Raw genomic sequence first — 11,567 nt, forward strand, 5'->3', positions numbered from 1 at the left:
CAGCACCATCAGCACCCCCGCCCCGACCCCGACCGGCGGCAGCGCCTCCAGCAGATCGCCCCCGGTCAGCCGCTCGTACCCGCCGCCCCCGGGCTCCCGCACCAGCCGCACGAGCGGCACCCAGAACAGTCCGGCCCCGAACCCGAGCAGCAGCCACAGCCACGAGACCACCTTGCCCTCCGACACCGCACCACCCCGCCCGTCCCCGCGCACGGCACCATCCTCACCCACCGCGGTCCCGCGCGCCGCCACAGCCGCCCGCAGCCCCGGAGCCGCCACCAGCGCCATCACCGTCATCGACAGCAGCATCGCGAGCCCCGCCCCCGCGATGCCCGCCGGCGTCATCAGGACCGCCGCGCTGCCCAGCACCAGCGCGCACATCGCGCCCTGCACCGCCGCCAGCCTGCCCGTACGGCCCTGCACCCGCAGCACCCCGATGTACAGCTCGACGGCCACCCGCGGCAGCGCGGCCGCCGCCAGAAGCCGGAGCACCGTCGTCCCGTGCTCCGCGTACGAGGCGCCGAACGGCAGCAGGATGTACGGAGCGAACAGCACCAGCACGACCACCACCGGAACCAGCAGCAGCGCCATGCGCCGCAGCGCTCCCCGTACGCCGTCGGCCAGGCTCTCCGGGCTGTGCGAGGCGTGCGCGGTGAGCGACGAGGCCATGTTGATGGCCATGAACTCCATGGTCCCGCCGACCGTGTACGCCGTGTAGAAGTAGCCGTTGTGCGCCGCGTCGAAGCGGACCGCGACCATCACGGGCAGCAGGTTGATCATCGCCAGGCTGAACAGCGCGCCCACCGAGTCCCCGGCCAGGAACCGCCCCATCTCCCGCACCGCGGGCGGCTCCCGGTCCCGTTCGGCGGCCGCCTGACGGGGAATGAGCCTGCGGAAGACCAGCCAGCCGAGCGGCAGCACGGACAGGGCGATGGCGAGCGCCCACGACACGAAGACGCCGAGCACGGGCAGGGCCGTGGCGAGGACGACGAGCAGCACCAGCTTGCCGACGGAGAAGACGGCGTTGCCGACCGGCACCCACACGGCCTTCCGCAGCCCGGTCAGCACCCCGTCCTGGAGCGTGAGCAGCGCCCAGGCCACGCACGCGGCCGTGAAGAACAGCCCTGCGGGCAGCCCGCGCAGCGGCGCGTACGAGGGGCCCCACAGGTCCAGCGTGAACAGGAACGCGGCGCAGGCCGCGCACACGACGAGGGAGCTGACCCCGTACGCCCGCCACACCAGCGGCCCGGTCGCCCGCCCGGCGCGCGGCACGTACCGCACCACGGCGCCGATCATCGTCGTGGCCGTGACCGAGGCGAGCAGCCGCATCGCGGCGATGGCGGCGGAGCCCTGCCCGACGGCCTCCTCGGTGTAGTGGCGGGCGGCGACCAGCCAGAAGCCGAGCCCGAGCGCGGCGGAGACACCGGTGGACAGCATCAGGGCGTAGGCGTTGCGGAACATCGAGTCGCCGCTGGTGGGCGCGGACTCGGTCACGGCGACGGGGTCCGGCGGCCCGGTGCTGGGCTCCGCCCGCAGGCGGGTGGTGTCAGACACCGCCCGCGTCCGGCGGCGGAGGCAGCGGAGGCGGCGGAGGCAGCGGTGACGCGTCCGGCGGGGGAGCGGGCGGCGGGGAAGGCGCCGGAGGCGGGGGAACGGCCGACGGGGGAACGGCCGGCGGGGGAGCGGGCCGGGCGTCCGACGCGTGCAGCACCCGCAGCACCAGGTCCGCGCGCAGCGGGTCGGCCGGCAGCGCGTGCCGGGCGAACCAGCGGGCCGCGACGGGCCGGGGCGAGACGTCCGTGAACGGCTCGCCCGCGTAGTCGTCGAGCGGCGGGTCGTACAGGTAGCCGGTGGTCACGCGGGCCCGGGCCAGGGCGGCGATCGCCGCGTCCCGGTCGGCGACCAGCAGCGGGACGCGGAACAGCGGCCGCACATCGGCGGATGGGCCGCCCCAGGGGGACGCGCCCCACGGGGACGCCAGGAGCTTCGCGGTGCCGGCGCGGTGCGCGGCGAGCGTCGCGTCGAGGCCCCGCAGCAGCCGCTCGGTACGGCGGAGCCGGGCGCGGCCGGGCGCGAGGCGGTAGTCGTGCAGGTCGACCCGCACCCACGGGTCGAACGGGTCGAGTCCGGGCGCGGCGGCCAGCGCCCGCCGCAGCGCGTCCGCCCGCAGCGGCATCCGGATGTCCTCGCGCTCCTCACGCCCCAGCGCCCGCAGCGCGGCCCGCGCCGCCCGCACCAGCCGCAGCCCCCGCACGGCGGCCTCCGCGTACGGGCGTACCGCGTAGGCGAGTTCGGCGCCCGCGCGGGACGGCAGCAGCAGGGCGTCCCGCGCCCGCGCCAGCTCCGGGCGCAGCGCCGGGTCCCGTAACGCCAGGAAGCCGCCGGTCTTGGCGCCCGTGTGCTTGGACAGGCTGAACACGGCCGCGTCGCCGTACGTGCCCACGGGCCGCCCGGCCACATCGGACCCGATCGCGTGCGCCGCGTCCTCGATCAGCGGGATGCCCGCGTCGGCGCACCGCCCGGCCAGGGCGGCGGCCGGGTCGGGGTTCCCGTACAGGTTGGTGGTGAGGACGGCGGACAGGTTCCGCCACTCCTCGTCCGGTACGGCGGACACGTCGATCGACGCGTCGCGCGGGTTCAGCGGCGCCTGGACGGGCCGCAGTCCGGCGGCCAGCACCACGAAGAAGATGACGTCGTCGTTGACCGGCGACATGAGGACCCGCCCGCCGGGCGGGCACCAGTGGCGCAGCGCGACGTACAGCCCGAGACGGCAGGACGGCACGTACAGGCACTCCCTGCCGAGCCGCGCGCGCATGAGCTCTTCCAGCCGGCCGAGATCTGCACGTGTCGCAGAAACCATGCGATTCCCCCCTGAACCCCGGCCCAATGTGTCCCATACGGGACGGTGCGTCAATAAGGCCGGAAAGCCCCGAGGGCCCGCTCCTCGGTGGAACGGGCCCTCGTCACGGGGGCGGTCAGGGGCGGGAGGCGGAGCCGGTCACTCCTCCACGGTGAGTCCCTTGCGCAGCTTGCCCAAGGTGCGGGAGAGCAGCCGGGACACGTGCATCTGCGAGATGTTGAGCTCCTCGCCGATCTCCGACTGGGTGAGACCGGCGACGAACCGCAGGGAGAGGATCTTCCGGTCGCGCGGGGGCAGCGAGGCGATCAGCGGCTTGAGGGACTCGATGTACTCGATGCCCTCCAGGCCGTGGTCCTCGTAGCCGATCCGGTCGGCCAGCGCGCCTTCGGTGTCGTCCTCCTCCGGCTGCGCGTCGAGCGAGCTCGCGGTGTACGCGTTGCTCGCGGCCATGCCCTCGACGACCTCGTCCTTGCTGATGCCGAGCTTCTCGGCCAGCTCTCCGACGGTGGGCGAGCGGTCCAGCCGCTGCGCCAGCTCGTCCCCGGCCTTGGCCAGGTCGAGGCGGAGCTCCTGGAGCCGGCGCGGCACGCGCACCGACCAGGAGGTGTCGCGGAAGAAGCGCTTGATCTCGCCGATGATCGTCGGCATCGCGAAGGTCGGGAACTCGACCTCGCGGCTCAGCTCGAACCGGTCGATCGCCTTGATCAGACCGATCGTGCCGACCTGGATGATGTCCTCCATCGGCTCGCTGCGCGAGCGGAAGCGGGAGGCCGCGAACTTGACCAGGGCGAGGTTCAGCTCGACCAGGGTGTTCCGCACGTAGGAGTATTCGTGGGTGCCCTCCTCGAGTGTTTCGAGCCGGGCGAAGAGAGTCTTGGAGAGGGCCCGCGCGTCGAGCGGTTCGACCTCGTCGTACGGGGGGATTTCCGGCAGGTCCGCCAGCTCCGGGAAGGCGCTGGGGCCGCCGTACAGATCCTCGGGGGTGTCCTCGGGGGTGGAATCGATCTCTTGCGTGGGAGTTGCCGACGGCGCGCTGGGGGTACGCGTTTCGTCGAGCCGGGGTGACATGGTCTCCTCCATGGTTGTCGGCATATGGCCGCCGATGCCCATATGTGTGACTGCGGTGTGCGGCGCCTCCGAGCCGGCCGTGTCGGGTGTTACCTACTAGCCCTACCGGGTGGGCACCCGCCGGTGCAAGTGTCAGATGTTCCGTATATACCCTTTGTGGGGGCCTTCGACTACCGGCTCGTCCGGATTCCGCGTAGGGTTCTACCCGACCTGGAGACATCGGCGAAGAGGGGCGGAATGGGCCGCGAGACGGTCGGCAGCGCGCATCGGGGCCGGCTCAGTGTCGGCGTCCGCACCGAGGGACCCAGCGAGATCCTCACGCCGGTGGGTGAGCTCGATCACCACACCGCGGATCTGCTGCGCGAACCCTTGGAGAACGCGCTCGTCCACGGCCGGGCACGCCTCGTGGTCGACTGCTCGCAGCTCGCGTTCCTCGACTCGACCGGCCTCAACGTGCTGCTCGGCGCCCGGCTGAAGGCCGAGGCGGCCGGAGGCGGTGTGCATCTCGTCGCGATGCGACCCGCGGTGGCCAAGGTGTTCGAGATCACAGGCGCCGAAGCGGTCTTCACCGTTCACGATTCCCTGGATGCCGCGCTCGCCCCGTGAGGGCGACCGATCTGATGGGTGTTGCCCGGAAACCCCCGGGCAGAAGAACGCAGGAGACCCCCCGGTACACGCGCCGAGGGTCCACACTCTCTGTTAACGATGTCGACGTCGACGTAATGGCGACCTGGTGAATTCGGTGAGGTGACGCGCTGATGGGTGCCACCCAGCAGCAACCGCCGAGCGGTCTCGGCCCCGAGCCGGACGGCTCCGGTGCTTCGTCCCCGTGGGGCGTGGCGCCCTCCGGCGCGGCCGCGGACCGGCCGTCGACGGGCCGCCCGTCGCAGGACCGCCCGGCGGCGGTGCGCCGGGAGACCCGCAGGCTCGCCCTGGACGGCGCCAGCGGCGTCGTACCGCTCGCCCGGGACTTCACCCGCCAGGCCCTCCACGAGTGGGGCTGGCTGCCCGCCGCCACGGCCGAGCACCGCGCGGCGGCCGAGGACGTGCTGCTGGTCGTGTCCGAACTCGTCACCAACGCCTGCCTGCACGCCGACGGGCCCGAGGAACTGCGGGTCACGCTCGGCCCGAAGGTGCTGCGCCTGGAGGTCACGGACCGCGGCACGGGCCAGCCCGCACCCCGCACCCCGCACCGCGCCGGACGACCGGGCGGACACGGCATGTTCATCGTCCAGCGTCTCTGCCTCGACTGGGGCGTGACGCGGGCCGCGGGAGCGGTCGGCAAAACCGTCTGGGCGGAACTGGCGGCCCCCGCGTAGCGCGCGGCCGACGACACGAAGACGACCGAGGCCGCCGCACCGAACCGGTGCGGCGGCCTCACACGCGTACGGACCCCGCGTACGGCGGGGGTCGCGTCAGTGCACGCCACCCATCAGCGGCTGGACCTTCCTGCGGAACATGAAGATCGCGACACCGCCCGCCATCGCGATGGCGCCCTGGCTGGCGAACCACCACTCGGTGTCGGTGGGCGCGCCGACGAGCTGGAGCAGCGAGATGACGGACGAACCGGCGGTCACCGCGAGGAACCACACGCCCATCATCTGGGACGCGTACTTGGCCGGGGCCAGCTTCGTGGTGAGGGACAGGCCGACGGGGGAGAGGGTCAGCTCACCCACGGTCTGGATCAGGTAGACCGAGCACAGCCACAGCGGGGTGACCTTGACGCCGCCCGACGAGGCGGTCTGCGCCAGCATCATCACGAAGAACGAGCCGCCGATCAGCACCAGGCCCGTCGCGAACTTGCTGAGGGTGCTCGGCTCCTTGCCACGGCGCGACAGCGCGACCCACAGCCAGGCGAAGACCGGCGCGAGCGCCATCACGTACAGCGGGTTGAGCGACTGGAACCAGCTCGACGGGAAGTCGAAGCCGAACAGCGAGCCCGCGGTGCTGTCCTTCGCGAACAGGGTGAGCGTGGAGCCGGTCTGGTCGTAGATCGCCCAGAACGCGGCCGCCGCGATGAAGAACCAGACGTACGCCGACATCCGGGAGCGCTCGACGGGCTCCAGGTCGCTGTCGCGGCGCACCCGCACCAGGTAGTACGTGGGGAGGGCGAGGCCCAGGATCGTCAGCGGCCACAGCACCCAGTCGATGGTGAACTGCCCGCTCAGGCCGACGAGCGCGTACGCGACAACCGCGACGAGCAGCCAGATCATGGCCCGCTTGACGATCGTCGCCCGCTCGGTGTCGGACAGCGGGGCCGGCACGCGGTTGGACTCGGGGGCGAGGTTGCGGAAGCCGAGGAGGTAGAAGGCGAGGCCGATGGCCATGCCGACACCGGCCAGGGCGAAGCCGTAGTGCCAGTTGATCTTCTGGCCGACCCAGCCGATGGTCAGCGGGGCGGCGAAGGCACCGAGGTTGATGCCCATGTAGAAGATCGTGAAGCCGCCGTCGCGGCGCGGGTCGTTCTTGTCCCGGTACAGGTGGCCGACCATCGTCGAGATGTTGGCCTTGAGCAGACCGGATCCGGCGGCGATGAAGCCCAGGCCGATGAAGAACGAGACCTCTGTCGGCAGCGCCAGCAGGAAGTGGCCGATCATGATGACCGTGCCGGAGACCGCCACGGTCTTGCGGGCGCCCCAGACACGGTCGCCGAACCAGCCGCCCGGCAGGGCCAGCAGGTACACCATCGCGTTGTACACGGAGTAGATGGCGATGGCCGTGGCGGCGTCGAAGCCGAGGCCGCCGTCCGCGACCTCGGCCGACAGGTACAGCACGAGCAGGGCGCGCATGCCGTAGTAGCTGTAGCGCTCCCACATCTCGGTCATGAAGAGGTTGGCCAGTCCGCGGGGGTGGCCGAGGAAGGTCTTCTCGGCCGCCGGGGTGCCGGCCGGGTCCTTCGTCAGGCTGGACGCCATGGTCGATCCTTGTTCGTCCGGGACGCGCGCCGCTTTGTGAGCGTCACACGCCCGCTCGGGGGGTGGCCGGAACCGGCTCACGTTCCTTCGTCCGCCACAGCACGCAACAAAAGAGACCTTTGGTGCGTCAACGAGTGATGCCGCCAAAGGTCCCCGATTACCTGCTACAAGCGCCTCGACACCATACGCCACGACAGTGCGGCATATGGAAGGACTTGAGAGATGGATCACAGGTGTTCATGCAACCGCATGCCCATGTTCGAAGGTCATAGCCACAATCCCGTCGCTGACACGGAGGTGGTGATGATCTTGACGCGATCTCCTCACGACCCGCACACGGCGCGGACTACCATCACCCCATGACGCGTGTACTGCTGGCCGAGGACGACGCATCCATCTCGGAACCGCTGGCCCGCGCCCTGCGGCGGGAGGGTTACGACGTCGAGGTGCGCGAGGACGGGCCCAGCGCGCTCGACACCGGACTCAAGGGCGGCGTCGATCTCGTGGTGCTCGACCTGGGCCTGCCCGGCATGGACGGTCTGGAGGTCGCCCGCCGGCTGCGCTCGGAGGGGCACACCGTCCCGATCCTCGTGCTGACCGCCCGCGCCGACGAGGTCGACACCGTTGTCGGGCTCGACGCGGGCGCCGACGACTACGTCACCAAGCCGTTCCGCCTCGCCGAGCTGCTCGCCCGCGTCCGGGCCCTGCTGCGGCGCGGCGCCGCCGAGCCCGCCCCGCAGCCCGCCACGCACGGTGTGCGCATCGACGTCGAGTCGCACCGCGCCTGGATGGGCGACGAGGAGCTCCAGCTCACCGCCAAGGAGTTCGACCTGCTGCGGGTCCTCGTCCGCGACGCCGGCCGGGTCGTCACCCGCGACCAGCTCATGCGCGAGGTGTGGGACACCACCTGGTGGTCCTCCACCAAGACCCTCGACATGCACATCTCCTGGCTCCGCAAGAAGCTCGGCGACGACGCGGCCAACCCCCGCTACATCGCCACCGTCCGCGGCGTCGGCTTCCGCTTCGAGAAGAGCTAGCAGCACCCCGTGCGCCGCCGACTGATCAGCTCCACGCTCGCCGTCGTCCTCGTCGTGATCGGCGTCTTCGGCGTCTCCCTCGTCCTCGTCGAGACCCGCACGATCAGCAGCAGCGCCCAGGAGAGCGTCGACTCCGAGGCCGTACGGCTGGCCAGCATCGTCGACGGCCGGCTGATCGGCGGCGAGCCGGTCAACCCCGACATCCTCGCCGACCAGAGCGGCGCCGAGCGGTACGCCCGTATCGAGATCCCTGGCCGGGAGCCCATCGAGGTGGGCGAACGGCCCGAGGGCAGCGTCATCCGCGGCACGGCCACCGGCGAGCAGGGCGAGAAGGTCATCGTCGAGGAGTCACGCTCCGGCGTGACCCGCGAGGTGGGCCGTACGCTGCTGATCATCGGCGCGGTCGCGCTGCTGGCCGTCGTGGCGGCCGTGCTCCTCGCCGTACGGCAGGGCAACCGGCTCGCGTCCCCGCTGACGGACCTCGCCGAGACCGCCGAGCGGCTCGGCTCCGGCGACCCGAGGCCCCGGCACCGGCGGTACGGGGTGCCCGAGCTGGACCGGGTCGCGGACGTGCTGGACGCGTCGGCCGAGCGGATCGGGCGGATGCTCACCGCCGAGCGGCGGCTCGCGGCGGACGCCTCGCACCAGCTCCGTACACCGCTGACCGCGCTGTCCATGCGCCTGGAGGAGATCGCCGTCACCGACGACCTGGAGACCGCGCACGAGGAGGCCACCATCGCGCTGGCCCAGGTGGAGCGGCTCACGGACGTCGTGGAGCGGCTTCTGACGAACGCGCGCGACCCGCGCACCGGCTCCGCCGTCGCCTTCGACCTGGACGAGGTCGTCAAGCAGCAGATCGAGGAGTGGCGGCCCGCCTACCGCAGCGCGGGGCGGGCGCTCGTACGGTCCGGCAAGACCGGCATGCGGGCCGTCGGCACCCCGGGCGCGGTCGCCCAGGTGCTGGCCGCGCTGATCGAGAACTCGCTGATGCACGGCGGCGGCACGGTCGCGCTGCGCACCCGTGTCACCGGCAACCAGGCCGTGGTGGAGGTCTCCGACGAAGGCCCGGGCGTCCCGGTCGACCTGGGCGCGCGGATCTTCGAGCGGGCCATCAGCGGCCGCAACTCGACGGGCATCGGCCTCGCCGTGGCCCGCGACCTCGCGGAGGCCGACGGGGGCCGCCTGGAGCTGGTCCAGCTGAAGCCCGCCGTGTTCGCCCTGTTCCTGAGCCGCGAGGCCGGCAACCGCGAGGACACACCCCGCCCCATCCGCTGAGCGTCAGCGTCAGCGTCAGCGCGCGGAGGGGCCCACCGGCGTCGGGGCCTCCTGGTGGCGCCGCTGGCCCAGCACCGTCGCGGCGGCCACCGGTGACTCGGCCACCGATGACTCGGCAGCCGGTGAATCGGGCACCGGCGCCTCGGGCGGCAGGGCGCGGAACACCCACGTGCGGTACGACCAGAAGCGGAACAGCGTCGCGACGCCGATCCCGAAGAACTTGAAGAAGTTGCTCTGCAGCGGGCTGTCCCACCCGAACCCGTACGTCGCGGTGTACAGCACACCGTTCTCGATCACCAGGCCGAGCGCGCTGAACGCGAAGAACAGCGAGATCTCGCGCGTACGCCCCGACTTCTCGCGGTCCCGGTACGTGAAGTAGCGGAAGCCGACGTAGTTGCAGGCGATCGCGACGACCGTGGCCAGCAGGCTGGCCCGTACGACGGGGATGTCCGTGGTGGAGCGCAGCAGGTTGAACACGGCCATGTTGACCAGCAGCCCGATGCCGCCCACGACGCCGAATTTGGCTATCTCGCGGACGAGCTGGTCCAGGCGCACCCGAAGGGCGCTGCGCTCGCTCATGATGATCTTCAGGCCCCGTCCGGTCGAATGCGTCAACTCAATCATGCTAACCATCACCCGGTCGGTGGCGCGCGGGCTGCGAGACGCACAGGCCGCGGGGGTACGGAGACCGCCGCTGAGGGACCGCTCCGGTGGCCGGATACCCTAGGAGGGTGACGTTCCCGGTAGTCGGCATGGTCGGCGGCGGTCAGCTCGCCCGTATGACCCACGAGGCGGGTATCCCCCTCGGCATCAGATTCAAGCTCCTCAGTGACACACCCCAGGACTCCGCGGCCCAGGTCGTGAGCGATGTCGTCATCGGCGACTACCGCGACCTGGACACGCTGCGTGACTTCGCGCGGGGCTGCGATGTGATCACGTTCGATCACGAGCACGTACCCACCGAGCACCTCAGGGCCCTGGAGGCGGACGGCATCCCCGTCCGTCCGGGGCCCGACGCGTTGGTGCACGCCCAGGACAAGGGCGTGATGCGGGCGAGGCTCGACGCGATCGGCGCGCCCTGCCCGCGCCACCGCATCGTGGCGGACCCGGCCGACGCGGCCGCGTTCGCCGAGGAGGTCGGCGGATACCCGATCATCCTCAAGACGGTGCGCGGCGGCTACGACGGCAAGGGCGTGTGGTTCGTACGGTCCGAGGCCGAGGCCCGCGACCCGTTCCTCGCCGGTGTGCCGGTGCTCGCGGAGGAGAAGGTCGATTTCGCACGGGAGCTCGCGGCGAACGTCGTCCGCTCCCCGCACGGCCAGGCCGTGGCGTACCCGGTCGTGGAGTCCCGGCAGGTCGACGGCGTGTGCGACACGGTGATCGCCCCGGCGCCCGGCCTGCCCGAGGAGCGCGCCCTGGAGGCCCAGCAGCTCGCCCTGCGCATCGCGCAGGAGCTCGGGGTCATAGGCCACCTCGCCGTCGAGCTGTTCGAGACCCGCGACGGGCGGATCCTCGTCAACGAGCTGGCGATGCGCCCGCACAACTCCGGCCACTGGACGCAGGACGGCGCGGTCACCTCCCAGTTCGCCAACCACGTCCGCGCCGTACTCGACCTGCCGCTGGGCGACCCGCGCCCGCGCGCGAAGTGGACGGTCATGGCGAACGTCCTCGGCGGCGACTACCCGGACATGTACCAGGCGTATCTGCACTGCATGGCCCGCGACCCGCAGCTCAAGATCCACATGTACGGCAAGGACGTGAAGCCCGGCCGCAAGGTGGGGCACGTCAACACCTACGGCGACGACCTGGACGACGTGCTGGAGCGCGCCCGTCACGCCGCCGGCTATCTGCGAGGAACGATCGTTGAGTAACGCACCCGGCCCGCTCGTGGGCATCGTCATGGGCTCGGACTCCGACTGGCCCGTCATGGAGGCCGCCGCGCAGGCGCTCGACGAGTTCGAGATCGCGTACGAGGTGGATGTCGTCTCGGCGCACCGGATGCCGCGCGAGATGATCGCGTACGGCGAGCAGGCGGCCGACCGGGGACTGAAGGCGGTCATCGCGGGCGCGGGCGGCGCCGCGCACCTGCCGGGCATGCTCGCCTCGGTGACGCCGCTGCCGGTCATCGGCGTGCCGGTGCCGCTGAAGTACCTGGACGGCATGGACTCGCTGCTGTCGATCGTGCAGATGCCCGCCGGTGTCCCGGTCGCCACGGTGTCGGTCGCGGGCGCCCGCAACGCGGGCCTGCTGGCGGCGCGGATGCTCGCGGCGCACGACCCGGAGCTGCTGGCCCGCATGAAGGAGTTCCAGCAGGAGCTGAACGACCAGGCCACGGAGAAGGGCAAGCGGCTGCGGGCGAAGGTCGAGGGTTCGACGTCGTTCGGTTTCGCCCGGTGACCGGCGGCGCGGAGG

Annotated in this window: 11 protein-coding genes; 6 read left to right on the forward strand and 5 right to left on the reverse strand. The window is 71.8% G+C overall.

The window, feature by feature from the left end; translation table 11 throughout:
- The 3 genes from HTZ82_RS04600 to HTZ82_RS04610 form a co-directional block, all read right to left on the reverse strand.
- On the reverse strand, positions 1-1,554 hold a 1,554-nt coding region (locus tag HTZ82_RS04600; RefSeq protein ID WP_375540780.1), incomplete at its 3' end, for a lipopolysaccharide biosynthesis protein.
- Complete coding sequence (locus HTZ82_RS04605) at positions 1,547-2,860, reverse strand: DegT/DnrJ/EryC1/StrS family aminotransferase (RefSeq protein ID WP_375540781.1); 1,314 nt, start codon at positions 2,858-2,860, stop codon at positions 1,547-1,549. The genes HTZ82_RS04600 and HTZ82_RS04605, both read right to left, overlap by 8 nt.
- Positions 2,861-2,998: 138 nt before the next feature.
- Positions 2,999-3,928, reverse strand: coding sequence for an RNA polymerase sigma factor SigF (locus HTZ82_RS04610; RefSeq protein WP_375540782.1), 930 nt, complete (start codon positions 3,926-3,928; stop codon positions 2,999-3,001).
- A gap of 237 nt (positions 3,929-4,165) precedes the next feature.
- Here HTZ82_RS04610 and HTZ82_RS04615 point away from each other — a divergent pair, with 237 nt between their 5' ends.
- Together HTZ82_RS04615 and HTZ82_RS04620 are read left to right on the forward strand one after the other, a co-directional pair.
- Entirely contained in the window at positions 4,166-4,534 is a 369-nt protein-coding gene (locus HTZ82_RS04615) for an STAS domain-containing protein (RefSeq protein WP_175407975.1), read from the forward strand.
- 152 nt (positions 4,535-4,686) lie between these two features.
- Positions 4,687-5,247 carry an ATP-binding protein gene (locus HTZ82_RS04620; RefSeq protein WP_175407976.1) on the forward strand — a complete coding sequence of 187 codons (561 nt, stop codon included), beginning with the start codon at positions 4,687-4,689 and terminating at the stop codon, positions 5,245-5,247.
- Positions 5,248-5,343: 96 nt separating this feature from the next.
- Here HTZ82_RS04620 and HTZ82_RS04625 read toward each other — a convergent pair whose 3' ends face one another.
- The gene (locus HTZ82_RS04625) at positions 5,344-6,843 is read right to left on the reverse strand and encodes a peptide MFS transporter (RefSeq protein ID WP_175407977.1); all 1,500 of its coding nucleotides are present in this window, start codon (positions 6,841-6,843) and stop codon (positions 5,344-5,346) included.
- Between the two features lie 359 nt (positions 6,844-7,202).
- On the opposite strand from HTZ82_RS04625, the gene HTZ82_RS04630 reads away from it, so the two are divergent.
- A complete protein-coding gene (locus HTZ82_RS04630; RefSeq protein WP_175407978.1) occupies positions 7,203-7,880 on the forward strand; it encodes a response regulator transcription factor in 678 nt (225 codons plus the stop codon).
- 9 nt (positions 7,881-7,889) lie between these two features.
- A complete protein-coding gene (locus HTZ82_RS04635) occupies positions 7,890-9,155 on the forward strand; it encodes a HAMP domain-containing histidine kinase (protein ID WP_175407979.1) in 1,266 nt (421 codons plus the stop codon).
- Between the two features lie 15 nt (positions 9,156-9,170).
- Here the strand turns inward: HTZ82_RS04635 and HTZ82_RS04640 are convergent, their stop codons facing one another.
- Complete coding sequence (locus HTZ82_RS04640) at positions 9,171-9,734, reverse strand: GtrA family protein (RefSeq protein ID WP_175407983.1); 564 nt, start codon at positions 9,732-9,734, stop codon at positions 9,171-9,173.
- A 152-nt stretch (positions 9,735-9,886) separates the two neighbouring features.
- On the opposite strand from HTZ82_RS04640, the gene HTZ82_RS04645 reads away from it, so the two are divergent.
- Complete coding sequence (locus HTZ82_RS04645; RefSeq protein ID WP_175407980.1) at positions 9,887-11,026, forward strand: 5-(carboxyamino)imidazole ribonucleotide synthase; 1,140 nt, start codon at positions 9,887-9,889, stop codon at positions 11,024-11,026.
- A 28-nt stretch (positions 11,027-11,054) separates the two neighbouring features.
- Entirely contained in the window at positions 11,055-11,552 is a 498-nt protein-coding gene (purE, locus tag HTZ82_RS04650; RefSeq protein WP_375540783.1) for a 5-(carboxyamino)imidazole ribonucleotide mutase, read from the forward strand.
- Positions 11,553-11,567: the final 15 nt, after the last annotated feature.

This window comes from Streptomyces sp. TRM64462 (genome assembly GCF_013362995.1).
GTDB lineage: Bacteria > Actinomycetota > Actinomycetes > Streptomycetales > Streptomycetaceae > Streptomyces.

Bases quoted from the DNA above. Each gene is read 5' to 3' on its own strand.
- HTZ82_RS04605 (WP_375540781.1), bottom strand. From the start codon at position 2,860: ATGGTTTCTGCGACACGTGCAGATCTCGGCCGGCTGGAAGAGCTCATG.
- HTZ82_RS04610 (WP_375540782.1), bottom strand. From the start codon at position 3,928: ATGTCACCCCGGCTCGACGAAACGCGTACCCCCAGCGCGCCGTCGGCA.
- HTZ82_RS04615 (WP_175407975.1), top strand. From the start codon at position 4,166: ATGGGCCGCGAGACGGTCGGCAGCGCGCATCGGGGCCGGCTCAGTGTC.
- HTZ82_RS04620 (WP_175407976.1), top strand. From the start codon at position 4,687: ATGGGTGCCACCCAGCAGCAACCGCCGAGCGGTCTCGGCCCCGAGCCG.
- HTZ82_RS04625 (WP_175407977.1), bottom strand. From the start codon at position 6,843: ATGGCGTCCAGCCTGACGAAGGACCCGGCCGGCACCCCGGCGGCCGAG.
- HTZ82_RS04630 (WP_175407978.1), top strand. From the start codon at position 7,203: ATGACGCGTGTACTGCTGGCCGAGGACGACGCATCCATCTCGGAACCG.
- HTZ82_RS04640 (WP_175407983.1), bottom strand. From the start codon at position 9,734: ATGAGCGAGCGCAGCGCCCTTCGGGTGCGCCTGGACCAGCTCGTCCGC.
- purE (WP_375540783.1), top strand. From the start codon at position 11,055: ATGGGCTCGGACTCCGACTGGCCCGTCATGGAGGCCGCCGCGCAGGCG.